Below are 20971 nucleotides of genomic sequence, written 5' to 3'. Positions count from 1 at the left end.
CGCGCATCCTGCGCCGCCGCGCCCGCTGGGTCTCGGCGCGGCTGCGCCATCCACGGATGTAGGGAGCGGGCGGCGGCGCCCGCGGGGGTCAGAGGGCGCAGCCCTGGGTGTCGACCCGGTGCTGCGCGGTCTTGCCGAGGCGGATGTCGTCGCGGATCTCGTTCCCCGTCAGGGCGTAACCGGTGTTCGGGTCGTCCAGCGACTTCGCGAAGACGACCCCGTACACCCGGCCTTCGGGCGTCAGCAGCGGCCCGCCGGAGTTGCCCTGGCGGACGGTCGCGTACAGGGAGTAGACGTCGCGGCGGACGATGCCCCGGTGGTAGATGTCCGGGCCCTTGGCGTTGATCCGGCCCCGAACACGGGCCGCGCGCACGTCGTAGGCGCCGTTCTCGGGGAAGCCGGCCACGATCGCGTCGCTGCTGCTCGTGGCGTCCTTGTCGGTGAACTCCAGGGCCGGGGCGCGCAGCCGGGGCACGTCCAGCACGGCGACGTCGCGCTCCCAGTCGTAGAGCACGACCTTGCCGTCGTAGAGCTTGCCCTCGCCGCCGACCTGCACGGTCGGCTCGACGACCCCGCCGACGACATGGGCGTTGGTCATCACCTTGCCCGGGGCGAAGACGAAGCCGGTGCCCTCCAGGACCTTGCTGCAACTGGGCGCCGTACCGACGACCTTCACGATCGAGAGCTTCGCCTGCTGGGCGACCGCGCCGCCGGCGAGGGCCGGGTCGGGGGGCTTCACCTCGGTGATGGGCTCGTTGGAGAACGGGCTGAAGACCTGCGGGAAGCCGTTGCGGGCGAGGGTGGAACTGAAGTCCGAGAACCAGGTGTTCGCCTGTGTCGGGAGCACCTGGGACACGCCGAGGAGCACCTTGGAGTTGCGCACCTCCTTGCCGAGCGTCGGCAGCGAGGTCCCGGCGAGCGCGGAGCCGATCAGCCAGGCCACCAGCAGCATCGCGACGACGTTGACCAGCCCGCCGCCGGTCGCGTCGAGCGCGCGGGCGGGCGACCAGGTGATGTGGCGCCGCAGCCGGTTGCCCACATGGGTGGTCAGCGCCTGGCCGATCGAGGCGCAGATGATGATCACGACGACGGCGATCACGACGACGGTGGTGGTCACCTGGGTGCCGTTGTCGGTCACCCGGTCCCAGATCAGGGGCAGCAGGGACACGGCGATGAGACCACCGCCGAGGAAGCCGATCACCGACAGGATGCCGACGACGAACCCCTGGCGGTAGCCCACGATCGCGAACCACACGGCGGCGACCAGCAACAGGATGTCCAGCACGTTCACGAGGGTCACCGTCTCATGCGTGCCAGTCGAGCGGGACGTGACGTGATCGGTCCCACGGACGCTCCCAGCCGGCGAAGTGCAGGATCCGGTCGATCACCCCGGCGGTGAAACCCCAGACGAGGGCCGATTCGACCGTGAACGCGGGACCTTGGTGGCCGCGCGGGTGGACCACGGTGACCCGGTGCTCGGGCTCCGTGAGATCCGCCACGGGGACCGTGAAGACCCGGGCGGTCTCGGCCGGGTCCACGGCGCCGACCGGCGAGGGCTCGCGCCACCAGCCGAGCACCGGGGTGACGACGAACTCGCTCACCGGGATGTAGAGCCGGGGCAGCACCCCGAACAGCTGGACGCCGGCCGGATCGAGGCCGGTCTCCTCCTCGGCCTCGCGCAGCGCGGCGCGCAGCGGGCCGGTGGTGTGCGGGTCGCCGTCCTCCGGGTCGAGGGCGCCGCCGGGGAAGGAGGGCTGGCCCGCGTGCGAACGCAGGGTGCCGGCGCGCTCCTGGAGCAGCAGCTCGGGGCCGCGCGGGCCCTCGCCGAAGAGGACCAGGACGGCGGACTGGCGGCCCCGGCCGTCCTCGGGCGGCAGGAAGCGGCTCAGCTGGCGCGGGCGCACGGTGCGGGCGGCCTCCACCACCGGGTCGAGCCAGGCCGGCAGCCCCTCGGTGCTGAGGGTGAGGCCGCCGCCCCCGGGGGCGGCGGCCGTGGTGTCGTCCTGCGTACCGCGCGTCATAGGCACCCCTGTCCATGTCCCTTGAACATTCCTGCGCACACCCTCTCCCACACCGCTGAACGCGGTCCGGGCGCCGATTCGTTCCGCCGGGGGCGTGCGGCGGGGCCGCCGCACGCCCCCGGCCGCGCCCGGGTCTCCCGTACCCCTCCGGGCCGCGCTCAGGCCTCCGTACGGGCTCCCAGCGGGGGCGCCGGGCGGCCCGGGTAGTCGGGGGGCGGGGAGAGCCGCTGGCCCGGGTAGCCGCCCTTCTCGTACTTGAGCAGCTTCTTCGCCTTCTCCGGGTCGGTCTCGCCCTCCCCGTACGCCGGGCAGAGCGGGGCGATGGGGCAGGCGCCGCAGGCGGGCTTGCGGGCGTGGCAGATCCGGCGGCCGTGGAAGACGACGCGGTGCGAGAGCATCGTCCACTCGCTCTTGGGGAAGATCGCGCAGATCTCCGCCTCGACCTTCTCCGGGTCCTCCTGCTCGGTCCACTTGAAGCGGCGCACCAGCCGTCCGAAGTGGGTGTCGACGGTGATCCCGGGGACGCCGAAGGCGTTGCCGAGGACCACGTTGGCCGTCTTGCGGCCGACGCCGGGCAGGGTGACCAGGTCTTCGAGGCGGCCGGGGACCTCCCCGCCGAACCGGTCGCGCAGCGCCTGCGAGAGGCCCAGGAGGGACTTCGCCTTCATCCGGAAGAACCCGGTCGGCCGGATCAGCTCCTCCAGCTCCTCCGGCACGGCCGCCGCCATGTCCTCGGGGGTCGGGTAGGCGGCGAAGAGCGCGGGGGTCGTCTGGTTCACGCGCAGGTCGGTGGTCTGCGCGGACAGGACGGTGGCGACCAGGAGCTCGAAGGGATTGCGGAAGTCGAGCTCCGGATGGGCGTACGGGTAGACCTCCGCCAGTTCCCGGTTGATGCGGCGGGCTCTGCGGGTCATGGCCAGGCGTGATTCGGGCTTGGCGGCCCGGGCCCCGGAGGCGGGGGCGGGCACGGCCGCCTCAGCGGTCGCGGGCTTCGGTTTCTTGGCCGAAGCTTTGCCCTGAGGGGCCGGTCTGGCCGTCCCCGACGCCCCCGCAGGGGCTTGTTCGCCCACGGCTGAATTGTGGGGCTCCGTCACTCCTGCGGACCCCTTGGCCTGTGCTCTCACCGGCTTATTGGACACCCGGCCAGCCTAAGGCCGACCGCCGACACCCGCCCGGACCTCAGGTAACACCACCCTGATCGGTCACCCACCACACAGCACGGGCGTCCGTCCGGCATCCTTGGTAGTGATTGATCGCACCGTTTGAGCCGTCCGGCAAAATGGGAGACCGGTCCCCTGAGCTGGTCGACATAGGAGAGAGACTCGTGGACGACGTTCTGCGGCGCGCCCCGCTCTTCGCGGCGCTCGATGACGAGCAGGCCGCGGAGCTCCGCGCCTCCATGGGCGAGGTGACCCTCGCACGCGGTGACGCCCTGTTCCACGAGGGCGACCCCGGCGACCGGCTGTATGTCGTGACCGAGGGCAAGGTGAAGCTCCACCGCACCTCCCCCGACGGTCGCGAGAACATGCTGGCCGTCCTCGGCCCCGGCGAGCTGATCGGCGAGCTGTCGCTCTTCGACCCGGGCCCGCGTACCGCCACCGCCACCGCGCTGACCGAGGTCAAGCTCCTCGGCCTCGGCCACGGTGACCTCCAGCCGTGGCTCAACGCCCGGCCCGAGGTCGCGACCGCGCTGCTACGCGCCGTCGCCCGGCGCCTGCGCAAGACCAACGACCAGATGTCCGACCTGGTCTTCTCCGACGTTCCGGGCCGCGTGGCCCGCGCGCTCCTCGATCTGTCGCGCCGCTTCGGCGTGCAGTCGGAGGAGGGCATCCACGTCGTGCACGACCTGACGCAGGAGGAGCTGGCCCAGCTCGTCGGCGCCTCCCGCGAGACCGTGAACAAGGCCCTGGCCGACTTCGCGGGCCGCGGCTGGCTGCGCCTGGAGGCGCGCGCCGTGATCCTGCTGGACGTGGAGCGCCTGGCGAAGCGCTCGCGCTGACCCGCGCCTCGCCGTGAGGGGGTCCTGCCCGCAGGGGCGGGGCCCCCTTCGGCGTACCCGGGGGCTGAATCGGGGCCCCCGGGGCGGGCAGAGTACGGCTCGTGGAGCACAGAGGCCTGGACGCGTACGGGTACTTCGAGCGGGAGGGGTCCCTCGGCCGGATCCAGCCCGCCTTCTCGGACCTGGTCGCCACCGCGCGCGGCCGGATCGCCGAGGCGTACGGACCCCGGCTGCACAGCGCCTACCTGTACGGGTCCGTGCCGCGCGGGAGCGCCCGCCCGGGCCGCTCCGACCTCGACCTGCTGATCGCCCTGCACCGGGAGCCCTGCGACGAGGGCCGGGACACCGCCGAGGTGCTGGGCCGGGGGCTCGACGAGGACTTCGCCGCGATCGACGGCGTCGGCATCCTGCTGTACGGCAAGGACCGGCTGCTGAGCGAGCAGGAACGTTTCGACATGGGCTGGTTCCTGGCCTGCCTGTGTACGCCACTGCTCGGCGCCGACCTGGCCGAGCACCTGCCCCGGTACCGTCCGGACAGCCTGCTGGCCCGGGAGACCAACGGGGACCTGGCCCGCTTGCTGCCGCGATGGCGCGAGCGCTTCGAGGCCGCGTCGGAGCCCGCCGAGTACCGCCGGATGAGCCGGGGCTTCGCGCGGCACCTCGTACGGACCGGGTTCACGCTGGTGATGCCCCGGTGGGGCGGCTGGACCAGCGATCTCGCCCAGTCGGCGGAGGTCTTCGGCCGGTACTACCCGGGGCGGGCCGCCCAGATGCGGGACGCGGCGGCCGTGGCGCTGGCGCCGGTCGCGGATCCGGAGGTGGTGCGGGCGTACGTGGAGGACCTGGGCCCGTGGCTCGCGGACGAGTACACGGCCCGGCACGGGACGAAGGCGCCGCGCTGAGGGGCGGTGACGGGAACCGAGGGGCGGTCCCGGACGGGGTCAGGCGCGCTCGGAGACGTCCAGCGCCTGGACCGCCTGCTTCGCCTCCAGCAGCCCCGCGCCCGTGATCTCCCGGTAGCGCTTGATGGCCGCCACCTCGCGGCCCCCGCGCACCAGGGCCCGTACGTCGTCCAGCCCGGCCGGCTCCGGCTCCTCGATGCCGAAGTGGTCCAGCACCAGTCCCAGCCGGCGCTCCAGCCGGTCGGCGCGCTCCGCCAGGGTCCTCATCCGCATGCTCACCGTCGAGGTGATCCAGCCGGCCACGGCGAGCAGCGCGAGCAGCAGGAACAGCGTGTTCATTCGGGGCCCCCCGGGATCAGTCCGTGATCTTGAAGGTACTCCAGCTGGGCCTGGACCGACCAGGTCGCCGCCGGCCACAGCGAGCGGTCCACGTCGGCGTAGACCTGGGCGACGACCGCCTCCGGGGTGACGAATCCGTTCTCCACCGCCGTCTCGACCTGCGCGAGCCGGTGGGCGCGGTGGGCCAGGTAGTACTCGACGGCGCCCTGGGCGTCCTCCAGGACGGGCCCGTGGCCCGGGAGGACGGTGGTGACCCCGTCGTCGACGGTGAGCGAGCGCAGCCGGCGCAGGGAGTCCAGGTAGTCGCCGAGACGGCCGTCGGGGTGCGCGACGACGGTCGTGCCGCGGCCCAGGATCGTGTCGCCGGTCAGGACGGCCCGGTCGGCGGGCAGGTGGAAGCAGAGCGAGTCGGCGGTGTGGCCGGGGGTGGCGACGACGTGCAGTTCCAGGCCGCCGGTCCGGATCACACTGCCCGCGGCCAGGCCCTCGTCGCCGAGGCGCAGCGCGGGGTCGAGCGCGCGGACCTTCGTACCGGTGAGCTCCGCGAAGCGGCCGGCGCCCTCGGCGTGGTCGGGGTGGCCGTGGGTGAGGAGGGTGAGCGCGACGCGCTTGCCGGCCTGCTCGGCGGTGGAGATGACGGCCCGCAGGTGGCCCTCGTCCAGCGGTCCGGGGTCGATGACGACGGCCAGCTCGGAACCGGGCTCCGAGACGAGCCAGGTGTTGGTGCCGTCCAGGGTCATGGCCGAGGCGTTGGGGGCCAGGACGTTGACGGCGCGGGCGGTCGCGGGCCCGGAGACCACGACGGCTCGGGGCTGGCCGGGGAGGGCGCCTGCGTCGGTCATACGGGGCCTCCAGGGCGGACTCGCTTCGTGAACTCATCGTGCCCCGGCCAGCTGAGCACCAGCTCCCCGTCGACCAGGGCGGCCTGCGCCAGCACCGGCGTCAGGTCCTGGCCCGCGGCCGCGGTGAGGGCGGCGGAGGCGGTCGGGTGGGGCTCCAGGGAGCGCAGGGTGGAGATGGTGGGCGGCATCATCAGCAGCTCGCCGGCGTCGTAGCGGGCGGCGGCGTCGGTGGGGCGGATCCAGACGGTCCGGTCGGCCTCGGTGGAGGCGTTGCGGGTGCGCTGGCCCTCCGGGAGGGCGGCGACGAAGAACCACGTGTCGTAGCGGCGGGGCTCGAACTCGGGGGTGATCCAGCGGGCCCATGCCCCGAGCAGGTCGGAGCGCAGCAGCAGGCTGCGGCGGGCGAGGAACTCGGCGAAGGAGAGCTCGCGGGCGACGAGGGCCGCGCGGTCGGCCTCCCAGTCGTCGCCGGTGGTGTCGCCGACGACGGTGTCGGGGGTTTCCCCGGCGAGGAGTACGCCGGCCTCCTCGAAGGTCTCGCGGACGGCCCCGCAGACGATGGCCTGGGCGGAGGCGGCGTCGGTGCCGAGGCGCTCGGCCCAGGCGTCCCGGGCGGGTCCGGCCCAGCCGATGCGGAGGTCCTCGTCGCGGGGGTCGACCCCGCCGCCGGGGTAGGCGTAGGCGCCTCCGGCGAAGGCCATCGAGGCGCGGCGGCGGAGCATGTGCACGGCCGGGCCGGCGGGGGTGTCACGGAGCAGCATCACCGTGGCGGCACGTCTGGGGGCGACCGGGGTGAGGGCGCCGGCCGCGAGGGCGCGGATGCGGTCGGGCCACTCCGGGGGGTACCACTGGCCTCCGGCGGGCGGGGTGGGCGACGGACGGTGCTGACCATTCGGCATGGCCGGATGCTACGACCATCCGGCCCGATGTTCGAGGGCCTCCCCCTGGCGGGGGGCCTGGCCGGGTCCGGCGGGCGGGGTCCGGCGGGGTCCGGAAATGCCGCCGGCTCCGCGCGGACGCGGAGCCGGGGGGTGGAGCTCGACGGGGTGAGGGTCAGGCGGACGGGATGAGTTCCACCTGGATCTCGACCTCGACCGGGGCGTCCAGCGGGAGGACCGCCACGCCGACCGCGCTGCGGGCGTGGACGCCCTTGTCGCCGAGGACCTCGCCCAGCAGCTCGCTCGCGCCGTTCAGCACGCCCGGCTGGGCCGTGAAGTCGGGGGCCGAGGCGACGAAGCCGACGACCTTGACCACGCGGGCGATCTTGTCGAGGTCACCGACCACCGACTTGACGGCGGCCAGCGCGTTCAGCGCGCAGGTCGCGGCCAGCTCCTTCGCCTGCTCCGCCGACACCTCCGCGCCGACCTTGCCGGTCACCGGCAGCTTGCCCTGCACCATCGGCAGCTGCCCCGCGGTGTACACGTACGCGCCCGACCGGACGGCCGGCTGGTAGGTGGCCAGCGGCGGAACCACGTCGGGCAGGGTCAGGCCCAGCTCCGCGAGGCGTGCCTCGACGACGCCGCTCATGCCTTCTCCCGCTTGAGGTAGGCCACGAGCTGCTCGGGGTTGTTCGGGCCGGGCACGACCTGGACGAGCTCCCAGCCGTCCTCGCCCCAGGTGTCCAGGATCTGCTTGGTGGCGTGAACCAGCAGGGGGACCGTCGCGTATTCGAACTTCTTGGTCATGGGCCCGAGCGTAATGCCTGGGCGCGAGTGGTTAGGCTCGGACGCTGTGAGCAGGCTCCAGGTGGTCAGCGGCAAGGGCGGCACCGGCAAGACCACGGTCGCCGCGGCACTCGCGCTTTCCCTCGCACGCGAGGGCAGGCGGACTCTTCTCGTGGAGGTCGAGGGCAGGCAGGGCATCGCACAGCTTTTCGGCACGGAGGCGCTCCCTTACGAGGAGCGGAAGATCGCCGTCGCGCCCGGCGGCGGCGGGGGCGAGGTGTACGCGCTCGCCATCGACGCGGAGCGGGCGCTGCTGGACTACCTCCAGATGTTCTACAAACTCGGCTCGGCCGGGCGCGCCCTGAAGAAACTGGGCGCCATCGACTTCGCGACGACGATCGCGCCGGGTCTGCGGGACGTCCTGCTGACCGGCAAGGCGTGCGAGGCGGTGCGGCGCAAGGACAAGACGGGCCGGTTCGTCTACGACCACGTGATCATGGACGCGCCGCCGACCGGGCGGATCACCCGCTTCCTGAACGTGAACGACGAGGTGGCGGGGCTGGCCCGGTTCGGGCCGATCCACAACCAGGCGCAGGCGGTGATGAAGGTGCTCAAGTCCCCGGACACCGCCGTGCACCTGGTGACCCTGCTGGAGGAGATGCCCGTCCAGGAGACCGCGGACGGCATTACGGAACTCCGCGCGGCGGGGCTGCCGGTGGGCCGGGTCTTCGTGAACATGGTGCGCCCGCACCACCTGGACGAGAGCACCCTGCGCGAGGCCGCCGACGGCCGCCGCGCCGAGATCGCCCAGGCCCTGTCCCGGGCGGGACTCGGCGGCGCGCGGCGCGGCGGGCTGGCCGAACGGCTGGTGGAGCCGCTGCTGACGCAGGCCGCCGAACACGCGAGCCGGGTGGAGCTGGAACGGGAGCAGCGCGCGGTGCTGGCGGGGCTCGACGTGCCGACGTACGAACTCCCCCTGCTCGGCTCGGGGATGGAGCTGGCCGGGCTGTACGAGCTGGCCTCGGAACTGCGCAAGCAGGCGGACGCCGACGATGAGTGAGGGTGGGAAGACCATGGGCCTGGACACGCCCGCGCGGCTGGCGGTCGACGCGCTGCTGGACGACCCGAAGACCCGGATCATCGTGTGCTGCGGGGCGGGCGGGGTCGGCAAGACCACGACGGCCGCCGCCCTCGGCGTCCGGGCGGCCGAACGGGGCCGCAAGGCGGTCGTGCTGACCATCGACCCGGCCCGCCGGCTGGCCCAGTCGATGGGGATCGACTCCCTCGACAACACCCCGCGCCGGGTCGCGGGCGTGGGAGGTGCTGGCGAACTGCACGCCATGATGCTGGACATGAAGCGGACGTTCGACGAGATCGTCGAGTCGCACGCGGACGGCGAGCGCGCGAAGGCGATCCTGGCGAACCCCTTCTACCAGTCCCTGTCGGCCGGCTTCGCGGGCACGCAGGAGTACATGGCGATGGAGAAGCTGGGGCAGCTGCGGGCCCGGGACGACTGGGACCTGATCGTGGTGGACACCCCGCCGAGCCGGTCGGCGCTGGACTTCCTCGACGCGCCGAAGCGCCTCGGGTCCTTCCTCGACGGGAAGTTCATCCGGGTGCTGATGGCGCCGGCGAAGGTCGGCGGGCGGGCCGGCATGAAGTTCCTGAACGTCGGCATGTCGCTGATGACCGGGACGCTGAGCAAGCTGATGGGTGCCTCGCTGCTGAAGGACGTCCAGACCTTCGTGGCGGCGATGGACACGATGTTCGGCGGCTTCCGCACGCGCGCGGACGCGACGTTCCGGCTGCTCCAGGCCCCGGGGACGGCCTTCCTCGTGGTCGCGGCTCCGGAGCCGGACGCGCTGCGCGAGGCGGCGTACTTCGTGGAGCGGCTGGCCGCGGAACGGATGCCGCTGGCCGGGCTGGTGCTGAACCGGGTGCACGGGAGCGAGGCCGGACAGCTGTCCGCGGAGCGGGCGTTGGCCGCCGCAGAGAATCTTGAGGAAGGCGGCATTGTCGATCAGGAGTCCGGGAAAACTGGACTTCGTGACGCTGCCGAGGACGGCTCCCCCGGCGCGGACGCGGAGAGCGGGAACCAGAATGGGCACGACGGCGACGACGTACACGACGTGAGCGACGTGGACGAGATCACGGCGGGGCTGCTGCGCCTGCACGCCGAGCGGATGCAGGTGATCGCGCGCGAGCAACGCACGCGTGACCGCTTCACCTCGCTGCATCCCGAGGTGGCGGTGGCGGAGGTGGCCGCCCTGCCCGGCGATGTGCACGACCTCGCCGGGCTGCGGGCCATTGGAGAGCGACTCGCGGCCGGTGTTCCGGCCGGAGCATAGGCGTACGTACGACAGACATGGCGCCGTGGTGTGCCGGGAGGTGGGTGCGCTGACCCCCTGGCTACCCGGCCGCCGCGTACGTCTCGTACGTCACGTCGATCTCCGCGTCGACATCCATGGTGAGGATGCCCGTGCTGCGCTCGTACTCCGTGCGGGCGGTTTCGAGCAGCCGTCGCCACGAGGTGACGGTGGGGCGCCTGCGCAGCAGCGCACGGCGTTCCCGCTCGGTCATTCCGCCCCATACTCCGAACTCGACACGGTTGTCGAGCGCGTCGGCCAGGCACTCGGTCCGCACCGGACACCCGGTGCACACCGCCTTGGCCCTGTTCTGTGCCGCTCCTTGAACGAACAATTCATCCGGATCGGTAGTGCGGCAGGCTGCCTGCGCACTCCAGTCGGTAACCCAGCCCATCCCGGCGCCGTCCTCTCCCGAATCGAGGCTCCCCCACGGCGGTAGCGGCATATTCACCGCTGCCAGTTGAGGACGTTACGGAAGGCGAGCAGAGTGCAACACCCCCGACGGGCCCAATCTTGAATGGTCCGAACGGACTATGGGTAAGCGGCAGATCACCCGACGGAGTGATCCGGCGACATGCCCGGCCATTCCGGCGATTCGGGTGAAATCGGGAAAGTTCCGGTGCGCGGCCGTCAGAGGGAAGGGCGGGATTCGGACATGCGTCCACCCCATTCGGGAAGGGTGAAAATCAAGCCGAGGGGTTGATGTCGCACCGCGCTCCTGTGACAGTTGGGGTCAGCTTAGGCCAAGGCATTCGCGTGTGTCCGGCGAATCAGAACGTAGGCTGCCCTCCATGGGAAAGAAGCGCTCGGGCGGCGGGCTCACGGGGCCACAGCAGGCCGCCAAGTTCCTCGGGGTGTCCGTTCTCTCCGGAGTCGTACTCGCCGGCATCGCGATCCCGGGCGCAGGCGCGCTGGGGCTCGCGGCCAAAGGGACCGTCGAGGGTTTCGACGAGATCCCGGCCAATCTCAAGACCCCTCCGCTGAGCCAGCGCACCACGATTCTGGACGCGGAAGGTGGCTTGATCGCCACTGTCTATTCACGGGACCGGCAGGTGGTCCCGCTCACGGACATGTCGCCGTACATGCAGAAGGCGATCGTCGCGATCGAGGACTCGCGTTTCTACGAGCACGGCGCGGTCGACCTCAAGGGCATCCTGCGCGCGGTCAACCGCAACGCGCAGGAGGGCGGCGCCGCGCAGGGCGCCTCCACACTGACGCAGCAGTACGTCAAGAACGTCTTCGTCGAGGAGGCGGGCGACGACGAGTCGAAGGTCCGCGAGGCTCAGGAGAAGAGCCTCGGGCGCAAGATCCGCGAGCTGAAGTACTCGATCCAGGTCGAGGAGGAGCTCGGTAAGAAGAAGATCCTTGAGAACTACCTGAACATCACCTACTTCGGTCAGCAGGCGTACGGGATCGAGTCCGCGGCGCAGCGCTACTTCAGCAAGCCGGCCAAGGACCTGACCCTGGAGGAGTCGGCGCTCCTGGCGGGCGTCGTGCAGTCGCCGAGCCGGTTCGACCCGGTGAACGACGCGCAGGAGGCGATGAAGCGCCGCAACGTCGTCCTCCAGCGGATGGCCGACATGAAGGACATCTCCCAGGCCGAGGCGGACGAGGCGAAGAAGAAGCCGGTCGTGCTGAAGGTGACGCGGCCGAAGAACGGCTGCATCACCGCGGTCAAGGGCGCGGGCTTCTTCTGCGACTACGTGCGCAACACCTTCCTGACGGACCCGGTCTTCGGCAAGACCCGCGAGGAGCGCGCCAAGGTCTGGAACCAGGGCGGCCTGACGGTCCGTACGACGCTGGACCCGCAGTCGCAGGACGCGGCCAACGCCTCGATCAAGGACCACGTGAACGAGGACGACTCGATCGCGACGGCCGTGACCATGGTCCAGCCGGGCACGGGTCGCGTCCTGGCGATGGGGCAGTCGAAGCCGTACGGCTTCGGGAAGAACGAGACCCAGATCAACTACTCCGTGGACAAGCGGATGGGCGGGTCCAACTTCGGCTTCCAGGTCGGTTCGACGTTCAAGCCTTTCATCGCGGCCGCCGCCATAGAGCGGGGCATGGAGCCGACGAAGGTGTACTCGGCGCCGAACAAGATGGAGTACCCGAGCCCGGTGCCGCGCTGCGACGGCTCGAACTGGCAGAACCTGCCGCTCGCCAACGGCAAGCTGCAGACCGCCGAGAACGAGACCTCGGACGAGTACGGTCCGTACGCGCTGAAGACGGCGATGGAGAAGTCCATCAACACGTACTTCGTGCAGATGATCTCCGACATCGGCCTGTGCCCGGTCACGGAGATGACGCAGAAGCTCGGCGTCGTCCCGGCGAGCGGTGTGAAGCTGCCGGAGGAGCCGTCCATCGCGCTCGGCTCGGCGGAGATGTCCCCGCTGACGATGGCCAACGCGTACGCGACCTTCGCCAACCGGGGCGTCTACTGCACCCCGATCGCCCTGGAGTCGATCACCAACGCGCACGGCAAGGCGCTCGCGGTGCCGAAGTCCAAGTGCGACCGGGCCATGGCCCAGGACACGGCCGACACCATCAACACGCTGCTGCGCGGCGTGGTCGACTCCGGTACGGGTGAACGGGCCGGTCTGAGCGACCGGGACAACGCGGGCAAGACCGGTACCACGGACAACCGCTACAACGCCTGGTTCGTCGGCTACACGCCGAACCTGTCGGGCGCGGTGTGGGTCGGTTCGGGCGGCGCGAAGAAGATCACGATGGAGGACATCACCATCGGCGGGCAGTACTACCCGAAGGTCTTCGGTGGTGGCCTGCCGGGTCCGATCTGGAAGGACGCGGTCTCCGGCTCGCTGTCCGGCCGCGAGGCCCCGAACTTCGTGACGGTCAGCATCCCGGAGCCCTCGGTCCCGGGCGGTGGCGGCGGGAACGGCAACGGCAACGGCGGGACCAACGGCGGCGGACGCACCAACCCGCCGGCCACCCGCAAGCCGGGCGGCAAGCCGGGCAAGCCCGGCGGTGACAACAAGCCGGGCGACAACCGTCCCGGCGGCGCCACGGCGGCCGGCCCCACCGGCGGCCTCTTCGGCGGCGCCACGGGCGGCGGCGCGACCGACCCCCTCACCGGCGGCACCACCTCGGGCGACGGCGGCCTGATCGGCGGCGGGGAGCCCCAGTAGCGGAAAGTACAAGGGAAGAGAGGAGGGCCTCGGCGGACACGTCCGCCGAGGCCCTCTCCGTATCTACTTCTGTACTTCTGTACTTCTGTACGTATTAAGAAAGCTGCTTCTTGACGGCGGCGGCGACGCGGCCGCCCTCCGCCAGACCCGCCACCTTCGGGTTCACGATCTTCATGACGGCGCCCATGGCCCGCGGCCCCTCGGCGCCCGCCGCCCTGGCCTCCTCGACGGCCGACGCGACGATCGCGGCGAGCTCGTCGTCCCCGAGTTGCTTGGGCAGGTAGCCGTCGAGGAACTCGCCCTCCGCCGTCTCCCGCGCGGACTGCTCGGCCCGGCCGCCCTGGGCGAAGGCCTCCGCGGCCTCGCGGCGCTTCTTCGCCTCCTTGGCGATCACCTTGAGGACTTCCTCGTCGGAGAGCACGCGCGCTTCCTTGCCCGCGACCTCCTCCTTGGTGATGGCGGAAAGGGTCAGGCGCAGCGTGGACGAGGCGAGTTCGTCGCGCGCCCTGATGGCGGTGGTGAGGTCTTCCTGGAGCTTGGCCTTGAGCGTGGTCATGCCCTTGAGTCTGCCAGGTGCGGGGGCCGTGGCGCCCGCCGGTTTTCCGGGTCTGCGACGATGGGGGCATGCGCGCGCGTTACGAAGTCCCCCTGAAGGTCACGGCCGGACTCGCGGCGGTGGGGGCCGCGGGAGTGGCCTATGCCGCCGGTTTCGAGGCCCGTTCCTTCCGGCTCCGCCGGGTCACGGTGCCGGTCCTCCCCGCCGGGATGCGACCGCTGCGCGTGCTCCAGGTGTCGGACATCCACATGGTCGGCGGCCAGCGCAAGAAGCGCGCCTGGCTGCAGTCCCTGGCCGGGCTGCGCCCCGACTTCGTGGTCAACACGGGGGACAACCTCTCCGACACGGAGGGCGTGCCGGAGGTGCTGGACGCGCTGGGTCCGCTGATGGAGTTTCCCGGGGTGTACGTCTTCGGGTCGAACGACTACTACGGGCCGCGGCTGCGCAACCCAGGCCGCTACCTGATCGAGAAGGCCCAGGGCCGGCACGGGCTGAACGGCAACAAGCCGGTCGTCGGCGCCGTCCACAACCCGTGGGAGGACCTGCGGGACGCCTTCGACGCCGCGGGCTGGCTGAACCTCACCAACACCCGGGCCCGGCTGAAGCTGGACGGGCTGGAGCTGGCCTTCACCGGCCTGGACGACCCCCACATCAAGCGGGACCGCTACGAGCGGGTGGCGGGCGGCCCCGAGGCGGACGCGGACTTCTCGATGGCCGTCGTACACGCCCCCTACCTGCGGGTCCTGGAGGCCTTCACCGCCGACCGGTACCCGCTGATCCTCGCCGGGCACACCCATGGCGGGCAGCTGTGCGTCCCCTTCTACGGGGCGCTCGTCACCAACTGCGACCTCGACACCAAGCGCGTGAAGGGGCTGTCCACGTACGAAGCCGAGGGAGAGCGCGCGTACCTGCACGTCTCGGCCGGCTGCGGTACCAACCGCTTCACCCCGGTCCGCTTCGCCTGCCCCCCGGAGGCGACCCTCCTGACCCTCACCCCGAAGGCCTGACGCCCACCCGCGAAAACCGGATTTCGTCTCCGGCCAAGGGTCCGCTAAAGTAATCGATGTCGCCAGGCAGCGAGCCTGCACGGTGGACATCGGGGTGTAGCGCAGCTTGGCAGCGCGCTTCGTTCGGGACGAAGAGGTCGTGGGTTCAAATCCCGCCACCCCGACTTCGTAAGACCAGGTCAAGGGCTTGATCCGCATCGCGGATCAGGCCCTTCCTGCGTCTCAGGTGATCGTTTGGGAGAAATCTGGGAGAAGATCTTGGTCGGCTTCTCCCAAGGGGTAACCGGTGAGGCCGTCTGAAGTGCGGCGGCTGAGCCCACTCGGACCTGCGCGTTCGCGAATGCGGCCCCCGGAGTCGGCCGGGCCGGCCAGTTGGATCTATAGGGGCGCATGCGCAGGGCACGGTCCCCATGGCCGACCGCATCAAGGACCTCAACCGTCATTCCTACAGCCGCTCCACCTTGACGCTGGTTGTCGTCGTGGCACCCTCATAGTGCTGCGCTCAGTCACAACGCGCCCGATGCCCCAGTGCGGGCACGGCACCATGCGCGACCCCTCCCGGTATGACGGGATGCGGTGGCATCATGCCGTCGGTGACGTGCAAGATTCGCCTGTCCGCAGCTGGTGTACACCTGTTCGACCGCGTCTCGGGAGTGAACGTTCTGCTCGACGAGATCCTCGTTCCCGCTGCTCAATTCTCCCGGGCTCCCCGGTACCTGTCCGTCGCGCTGACTAACGCCTGCGAACTCCGCTGCGCCTACTGCTATGCACCCAAGCACGCCGCCGCTCTCGACAGGGAGCGTGTGCTGGCCTGGGCGATCGAACTGGATGCTGCCGGGTGCCTCGGTGTCGGCTTCGGAGGAGGAGAACCGACCGCGTACAGAAGGTTCGCCCAGCTGTGTGCGGACATAGCCCAGTCCACGTCTATGGCGGTGACCTTCACGACTCATGGGCACCGGCTCACACCCGAACTCATCGAATCCCTGCGCGGGGCCGTGCACTTCGTCCGCCTGTCAGTCGACGGGGTCGGAGCCACCTACGAACGGCTCCGCGGCCGACCGTTCGCGGCCGTGGTCCAGGCGGCCGCGTTGCTCGGCTCCCTCGCCCCGTTCGGCATCAACGCCGTCATCAATGCCGACACGGTCGACGAACTGGATGACCTCGCCGAGTTCGCCGACAAGGTAGGCGCGTCGGAACTCCTCCTTCTGCCGGAGCAGCCGACCGCGGCAACTCCCGGCATCAGCGACGCCCACGCTCAGCGCCTCGTCGAATGGGTCGCGAGCGCCAAGAACGGGGTTCGGCTCGCGATCTCCCGAACCGGCCTCGAAGCTGCGCTGCCCACGACGACGGCCGTCCCAGGCGAGCACCCCCTCGACGCGCACATGCACGTCGACGCGGCCGGCGTCCTGCGCCCTCACGCCTACGCGCCCACGGGATTGCCAGTCGGAAGTTCCATCATGGAGGCCGTGCAGGCCTTGAGGGAGGCACGATGAGGATCTGGAACGGCTACGGCTCGGAGCACTCGATGGACCTGGTCTTGATCGGCCGATTTCAGACGGTCACCGGTGCCAAGGCAGCAGAGGAGCGCATGGAGGCTCTGAAGGCTCTTGCCGAGAACGCGTGGTCCGATGACGACTGGCAGAGCCCAGGCGAGCGCATGCCTCGCGAACTCGGCGAAGCACTCGCCGAAATGAAGGCGTACGACATGGGGAGGTACGACGTCGACGTCTTCGCCTTTGACCACACTGTCACCCGCACCGGAGAGACGGTCCGGATCTGGACCGACGAGTCCGAGGTCCAGGGATTCCTGAAGGCGCTTCTCCACTACGGTGCGAAAGTCGAGATCTTCTCCCGTCACGAATGGGATGAGGACGCGATCACTCGGTCGGATGCAAGCACTCGGAGCGACAGTGGATCTGACTGAGCTGGAATGTCTGCCCGGCGCCGCCGACCGGAACTTCGAAGCGCTCACACGGGCCATCGTCTCCCGCCGCTATGGCGCGCTGGGCACGATGCGGGAACGCCGCAACCAGCCCGGCGTCGAGTTCTACCTGCACGTCGACCACGCCGGTGCTCTCGGCGACCCCGGCCGCGTCTGGGGTTGGTCGTGCAAGTGGTTCATCCTCAACAACAGGAATGAGCTCAGCGCAGACCAGCGCAAGCAGATCGAGGACTCGCTCTCTAAGGCTATCGAGCACGTCGTAGGGCTGACCGACTTTGTGCTCTGCCTTCCAGAGCGGCCCGCCAAGAAGGACGAGACGTGGATCAACGCACTCGGTCAGCAGGCGGTCCGCGTCAAACTCTGGTCCACCGAGAACCACGACGAACAACTCGCGGGACACGACGAGCTCCGCTCCACCTTCTTCGGTGAACTCGCCCTCACCGCAGACGTACTGGCGCAAGCCCACAAGCGATCTGTTGCACCCATCGAAGCCCGGTGGACTCCACAGCTGCACACCTCCCACCACGTGGAGCAACGCATCGACCGGGCCTTGCTGCGCCCGGCGTCGTTCGGGTGGCTGCAGGAGCGCACCGACGACATCGCAGCCCGGATCCAGGCGCTGCGCGGAGCCATCGACGGCCTCGACAACACCTTCCGCCAAGACGCCGTAGAGATTGCCGACGACCTGGACCGATTCGTCGACGACCTGCGGGATGTCTTTGACGCCGGACGGAGCCTCCGGCCCTGGGAGGTCCGCGAGCGCCTCGCCGCACAGCGGCCGCCCGCAACCTCTCCCCGAACGCTGCGACGCCTGGTGCTCAAACTGAGGCAGCGTCGCCTGCCCGAAGCGCTGCTGGTTACCGGTCTCGGCGCGGAGATCCGCGACATCGTCCAGTGGCTGCACGATACGCGGGCGGACACCGAAGCCCCCCTGCTCGCCGTCATCGCCGCCGCGGGACAGGGCAAGACGCACCTTGCCGCGCAGGTGACCTCACCAAGCGACCAGCCCACGGCAGGAGTCTTCATCCAGGGAGGGAACCTGCGCGCCGGCGGTACCCTCGACGACCTCGCGCGAAGGATCCCCGGACTCAAGGTCGACTACTTCGAGGACCTGCTGGAAGCTCTCAACTCAGCCGGTCACCGAGCCGGCTGCCGGATTCCGTTGATCATCGACGGCCTCAACGAGGCCGAACGGCCCTCGGAGTGGAAGCCACTCCTCGCCGGGCTGACACCTGCCCTGGGGGCCTACCCCCACGTGGCGGTGATCGTCACCCTCCGCGAGGCGCTCGCCGACCAGGCCCTCCCGAAGGACACGGTGCACCTGGAACTGGAGTGGCAGCGCGCGGAAGTCGAAGACATCCTCCGCGTCTACTTCCGTCACTACCTGATCAGCCCGGCTGACGCCTGGCTACCGATGGAAGAGTTCCACAACCCGCTCTTCGTCCGCATGTATTGCGAGGCCGCAAACCACGACCGGCGAGTGCCTGTGGGCGTGGAGGCGCTGCCTCAGTCTCTCATCGGTGTCTTCGAGTTGTACCGCAAGGGCGTGGTCGAGCGGCTGGCCCAGGATCCGGCTCGCATCCCGGTGCCGGCCGATCAGATCCAGCGCCGCCTCACGTCTCTGGCGAGACACATGTGGACACACAACGTCCGTCGGCTTCCGTTCGACGAAGCGCGAACAATCCTCGACGCTGACCAGCCGAACTGGGACGAAAGCCTGCTCCGACGCCTCGTAGAGGAGGGAGTGATCTTCCGCGAGGAGATCAGCGGTTCCGACGACACTGAGTGCGGATTCGTCTTTGACCGCCTCGCTGGATACTTGATCGCCGACGCGGTTCTGGTGCGCATTCCCCCCGCGGACGTCAACGAGCAGCTCGCGGAGACAGCTCTCTGGCAGTCCCTCTTGGGCGACCAAGCGCACCCCCTTGGCGAGGACATCGTCATCAGTCTCATCTCACTGCTGCCACGCCGTTTCACCCGGCACCACCTGTGGCGCGTCGCCCCGGATGAGCACCGTTCGTTGGTGCTCGCCCAGGAACTCACCACCGAGTCGGAATTCCTCGACGACGAGACCGTCGACGTGCTCGCAACCACGCTCGTTACCGCGCATCCCAGCAAGCGGAAGGGCCGACCAGCCTTCAGCCGTCTGTGGGAGATCCGCAGGTCTGCCCCACACCGCCTGAATGCCGTATTCCTCGACCGCGTCCTGCGCCAGCTGCCCCTTCCGGAACGTGACCTGCGCTGGACCGAATGGGCTCGAGGCCAGGCTCCAGGCCGGCTAACAGCAGACCTGGAACGAGCAATCGGCAGGTGGTCCGGAAACAGCAATCGCGCCGAGAGCGACGATCTGGACGCACTGGCCATCGCCTGGCTACTGACTTCCACGGACACGAGCTTGCGGGACCTGGCGACGAAAGCCCTGCAGCGCTACGGCCGGCCAGAACCCAAGCGGCTGTTCGACCTCGCCACCCGGATGCTCGATATCGATGACCCTTACGTCGTCGAACGGGTGGTCGCCGCAGCGTTCGGCGCCGTCAGCGCCCACCAGATGCCAGATCCCGGCGGACCGCTCGAAGGCGCGCTGCGGGACTGGCTAGTGCAACTGCGCCGCTTCCTCGACGGCGGGACCACACCTACCTCCCATGAGCAACTGCGCGGCCACGTACGGGCCACCTATGAACTCGCCGGCGCTCTCCACCCTGCCGTCGTCCCGGACGAGATCAACGCCTTCGCGCCTAGGTTCGCTGCCGTGGCGCCCGCTGAGGTGATGGAGGACGACGACCCCAACGCCGAAGAGTGCGCCCGCACCTTCGGCATGGACTTCGAGAACTACATCATCGGGTCCGCCATCAACGGCAGGAACAACTACGACTTCGCCCACCCGGACTACCGCAGGGCCCGCGCCGAGGTCATGGCCCGGGTCTGGGAACTGGGCTGGCGCGAGGCGGAATTCGGCAGCGTTGACCAGTCCATTGCTGCGAACGCCGAGCGGTCTTACAGCTCCAAGAGGAGGGTGGAGCGGTACGGCAAGAAGTACGGCTGGATCGCCTACCACGAAATGATTGGCCGCCTCGTGGATGTGGGCCGCGCACCGGCCTCCTTCGACGACGCAGAACGCTTGATGCCCGACATCGACCCGACCTTCCCCGACAGGCCGCCGGTGGCACCCATGCCTCTTCCCCTGTGGGCCCCCGTGGAACCGACCGACGACCGGACTTGGCTTACCTCGGGGACAGTGGATGTCCCAGACCAGCTGTGGTCACCCGAGGAGATCCACGGAGTGAAGGGCGGCTGGCTCCTAGTTGAGGGGTACTTGAACCACCGTCACGACGGGCGGACCGTGTTCGGGTTCTTCCGGACTCTCCTGCTGGAGCCGGAGAATGCGGAACCCGCCCAACAGCTCGCCAGGGAGCACGAGTATCCGGGAAACCACTTCTTCCCTCCCCTGCCGATGGTCCGCAACGTGCTGGCCGCTGAGATGCCGTGGAGCCCCCGGTTCGAGCTGCCCCTCGACGATGATGCCTCAGGCGTCTTCCCGTACCGAGCGCTGCGTCGCGACTGGCAGGACGACGGCATCGGGCTCGACCAGATCGCTGTGGAGTTCGCCCCCGACAGCGCTTCGGAGATCGGACTCGGCGGAAGCTTTGACGTGCCGTCGTTCGAGTTCGCTGCCAAGTTCGGTCTGCGCCAACTGCCCGGCACGGTCGACCTCGTGGGCCTGGATGGCCAGCGCGCCTCCGCAGTCCTCCGCGCGGACAAGCCCTGGCGCGGCCACCTGCTCTTCCTGCGCCGTGATCTTGTCGAGGCCTTCGCTGGTGATCGCCGGATCATGCAGGTGGCGTGGGGCGAGCGCGAGGTGGCCACCGACTGGAGCTCTGTTCCTTCCTGGATTCGCACGGTGCACCGCAGCTATGCGCATGTGTGGCGCCACATCCGAATGCTCGGGGCGGATCAGCGCAGTGCGGGGAACTAACGGGTCATGCTCCAGGTGGGCGGCCATCAAGTCGTGGAGGTCGGCAGGTACACGTATCGCTGGCGCGGGAACAAGCCCCTCGTGGTAGGGGACCGCGTCCTGCTGCCTGAGAACTACGTAAGCCGGATGAAGGACGGCCCCGGCCCCACGGCAGGCGCAGTGACCAAGCTGGGCACTACCTACGGCGGCCCACTGTCCAACATCGTCGAGCGAG

Annotated in this window: 19 protein-coding genes and 1 tRNA gene; 10 read left to right on the top strand and 10 right to left on the bottom strand. The window is 70.0% G+C overall.

From position 1 onward, the window contains the following. Nucleotides 1-88: 88 nt before the first annotated feature. From ACZ6ZT_RS14665 to nth, 3 genes are all read right to left on the bottom strand, one after another. Entirely contained in the window at nt 89-1291 is a 1203-nt protein-coding gene (locus ACZ6ZT_RS14665) for a MarP family serine protease (RefSeq protein ID WP_469719643.1), read from the bottom strand. 13 nt (nt 1292-1304) lie between these two features. After that, on the bottom strand, nt 1305-2021 hold the full coding sequence (locus tag ACZ6ZT_RS14660; protein ID WP_469719479.1) for an NUDIX hydrolase: 717 nt from the start codon (nt 2019-2021) through the stop codon (nt 1305-1307). A gap of 158 nt (nt 2022-2179) precedes the next feature. Then, complete coding sequence (gene nth / locus ACZ6ZT_RS14655) at nt 2180-3091, bottom strand: endonuclease III (RefSeq protein WP_469719477.1); 912 nt, start codon at nt 3089-3091, stop codon at nt 2180-2182. Nucleotides 3092-3345: 254 nt separating this feature from the next. Between nth and ACZ6ZT_RS14650 the strand changes: the two genes are divergently transcribed. Next, complete coding sequence (locus tag ACZ6ZT_RS14650; protein ID WP_003981529.1) at nt 3346-4020, top strand: Crp/Fnr family transcriptional regulator; 675 nt, start codon at nt 3346-3348, stop codon at nt 4018-4020. 101 nt (nt 4021-4121) lie between these two features. Beyond that, entirely contained in the window at nt 4122-4922 is an 801-nt protein-coding gene (locus ACZ6ZT_RS14645; RefSeq protein ID WP_469719475.1) for a nucleotidyltransferase domain-containing protein, read from the top strand. Between the two features lie 39 nt (nt 4923-4961). On the opposite strand, the gene ACZ6ZT_RS14640 is transcribed toward ACZ6ZT_RS14645, so the two are convergent. The 5 genes from ACZ6ZT_RS14640 to ACZ6ZT_RS14620 form a co-directional block, all read right to left on the bottom strand. Continuing rightward, nucleotides 4962-5261, bottom strand: a complete 300-nt coding sequence (locus tag ACZ6ZT_RS14640; protein ID WP_469719473.1) for a hypothetical protein — start codon at nt 5259-5261, stop codon at nt 4962-4964. Further along, entirely contained in the window at nt 5258-6103 is an 846-nt protein-coding gene (locus ACZ6ZT_RS14635; protein WP_469719471.1) for an MBL fold metallo-hydrolase, read from the bottom strand. Before ACZ6ZT_RS14635 ends, ACZ6ZT_RS14640 begins: the two co-directional genes overlap by 4 nt. Further along, nucleotides 6100-7002, bottom strand: a complete 903-nt coding sequence (locus ACZ6ZT_RS14630; protein WP_469719469.1) for an NUDIX hydrolase — start codon at nt 7000-7002, stop codon at nt 6100-6102. Before ACZ6ZT_RS14630 ends, ACZ6ZT_RS14635 begins: the two co-directional genes overlap by 4 nt. Before the next feature lie 154 nt (nt 7003-7156). After that, nucleotides 7157-7630, bottom strand: a complete 474-nt coding sequence (locus tag ACZ6ZT_RS14625; protein WP_469719467.1) for a RidA family protein — start codon at nt 7628-7630, stop codon at nt 7157-7159. Further along, on the bottom strand, nt 7627-7788 hold the full coding sequence (locus ACZ6ZT_RS14620; protein ID WP_007264966.1) for a DUF4177 domain-containing protein: 162 nt from the start codon (nt 7786-7788) through the stop codon (nt 7627-7629). Before ACZ6ZT_RS14620 ends, ACZ6ZT_RS14625 begins: the two co-directional genes overlap by 4 nt. 46 nt (nt 7789-7834) lie before the next feature. Here ACZ6ZT_RS14620 and bagA point away from each other — a divergent pair, with 46 nt between their 5' ends. Next, nucleotides 7835-8827 (top strand): ATPase BagA, encoded by a 993-nt coding sequence (gene bagA, locus ACZ6ZT_RS14615; protein WP_469719465.1) that lies wholly within the window; start codon nt 7835-7837, stop codon nt 8825-8827. A gap of 13 nt (nt 8828-8840) precedes the next feature. Further along, nucleotides 8841-10115, top strand: coding sequence for an ATPase BagB (gene bagB, locus ACZ6ZT_RS14610; RefSeq protein ID WP_469719642.1), 1275 nt, complete (start codon nt 8841-8843; stop codon nt 10113-10115). A gap of 61 nt (nt 10116-10176) precedes the next feature. Here the strand turns inward: bagB and ACZ6ZT_RS14605 are convergent, their stop codons facing one another. Further along, entirely contained in the window at nt 10177-10527 is a 351-nt protein-coding gene (locus ACZ6ZT_RS14605; protein WP_469719462.1) for a WhiB family transcriptional regulator, read from the bottom strand. Between the two features lie 397 nt (nt 10528-10924). Between ACZ6ZT_RS14605 and ACZ6ZT_RS14600 the strand changes: the two genes are divergently transcribed. Next, the gene (locus ACZ6ZT_RS14600) at nt 10925-13279 is read left to right on the top strand and encodes a transglycosylase domain-containing protein (RefSeq protein ID WP_469719459.1); all 2355 of its coding nucleotides are present in this window, start codon (nt 10925-10927) and stop codon (nt 13277-13279) included. Between the two features lie 94 nt (nt 13280-13373). On the opposite strand, the gene ACZ6ZT_RS14595 is transcribed toward ACZ6ZT_RS14600, so the two are convergent. Continuing rightward, entirely contained in the window at nt 13374-13835 is a 462-nt protein-coding gene (locus tag ACZ6ZT_RS14595; protein WP_469719457.1) for a GatB/YqeY domain-containing protein, read from the bottom strand. A gap of 68 nt (nt 13836-13903) precedes the next feature. On the opposite strand from ACZ6ZT_RS14595, the gene ACZ6ZT_RS14590 reads away from it, so the two are divergent. The 5 genes from ACZ6ZT_RS14590 (at nt 13904) to ACZ6ZT_RS14570 (ending at nt 20757) form a co-directional block, all read left to right on the top strand. Beyond that, on the top strand, nt 13904-14842 hold the full coding sequence (locus ACZ6ZT_RS14590; protein ID WP_469719455.1) for a metallophosphoesterase: 939 nt from the start codon (nt 13904-13906) through the stop codon (nt 14840-14842). Nucleotides 14843-14932: 90 nt separating this feature from the next. Next, nucleotides 14933-15006, top strand: a tRNA-Pro gene (locus ACZ6ZT_RS14585). Nucleotides 15007-15435: 429 nt separating this feature from the next. Beyond that, nucleotides 15436-16335 (top strand): radical SAM protein, encoded by a 900-nt coding sequence (locus ACZ6ZT_RS14580; protein WP_469719453.1) that lies wholly within the window; start codon nt 15436-15438, stop codon nt 16333-16335. Next, a complete protein-coding gene (locus ACZ6ZT_RS14575; protein WP_385314049.1) occupies nt 16332-16766 on the top strand; it encodes a DUF6375 family protein in 435 nt (144 codons plus the stop codon). The genes ACZ6ZT_RS14580 and ACZ6ZT_RS14575 overlap by 4 nt, the downstream gene beginning before the upstream one ends. Beyond that, the gene (locus tag ACZ6ZT_RS14570; protein ID WP_469719450.1) at nt 16753-20757 is read left to right on the top strand and encodes an NACHT domain-containing protein; all 4005 of its coding nucleotides are present in this window, start codon (nt 16753-16755) and stop codon (nt 20755-20757) included. The genes ACZ6ZT_RS14575 and ACZ6ZT_RS14570 overlap by 14 nt, the downstream gene beginning before the upstream one ends. The last annotated feature ends 214 nt before the right edge of the window (nt 20758-20971 follow it).

This window comes from Streptomyces sp. NPDC102258, assembly GCF_055584685.1.
This window is presented reverse-complemented; position numbering and strand designations above follow the sequence as displayed.

Coding starts and splice junctions, on each gene's coding strand:
- ACZ6ZT_RS14640 (WP_469719473.1), bottom strand. CDS start 5,261: ATGAACACGCTGTTCCTGCTGCTCGCGCTGCTCGCCGTGGCCGGCTGG.
- ACZ6ZT_RS14625 (WP_469719467.1), bottom strand. CDS start 7,630: ATGAGCGGCGTCGTCGAGGCACGCCTCGCGGAGCTGGGCCTGACCCTG.
- bagB (WP_469719642.1), top strand. CDS start 8,841: ATGGGCCTGGACACGCCCGCGCGGCTGGCGGTCGACGCGCTGCTGGAC.
- ACZ6ZT_RS14595 (WP_469719457.1), bottom strand. CDS start 13,835: ATGACCACGCTCAAGGCCAAGCTCCAGGAAGACCTCACCACCGCCATC.
- ACZ6ZT_RS14630 (WP_469719469.1), bottom strand. CDS start 7,002: ATGCCGAATGGTCAGCACCGTCCGTCGCCCACCCCGCCCGCCGGAGGC.
- ACZ6ZT_RS14575 (WP_385314049.1), top strand. CDS start 16,332: ATGAGGATCTGGAACGGCTACGGCTCGGAGCACTCGATGGACCTGGTC.
- ACZ6ZT_RS14600 (WP_469719459.1), top strand. CDS start 10,925: ATGGGAAAGAAGCGCTCGGGCGGCGGGCTCACGGGGCCACAGCAGGCC.
- ACZ6ZT_RS14620 (WP_007264966.1), bottom strand. CDS start 7,788: ATGACCAAGAAGTTCGAATACGCGACGGTCCCCCTGCTGGTTCACGCC.
- ACZ6ZT_RS14635 (WP_469719471.1), bottom strand. CDS start 6,103: ATGACCGACGCAGGCGCCCTCCCCGGCCAGCCCCGAGCCGTCGTGGTC.
- ACZ6ZT_RS14605 (WP_469719462.1), bottom strand. CDS start 10,527: ATGGGCTGGGTTACCGACTGGAGTGCGCAGGCAGCCTGCCGCACTACC.
- ACZ6ZT_RS14660 (WP_469719479.1), bottom strand. CDS start 2,021: ATGACGCGCGGTACGCAGGACGACACCACGGCCGCCGCCCCCGGGGGC.
- ACZ6ZT_RS14590 (WP_469719455.1), top strand. CDS start 13,904: ATGCGCGCGCGTTACGAAGTCCCCCTGAAGGTCACGGCCGGACTCGCG.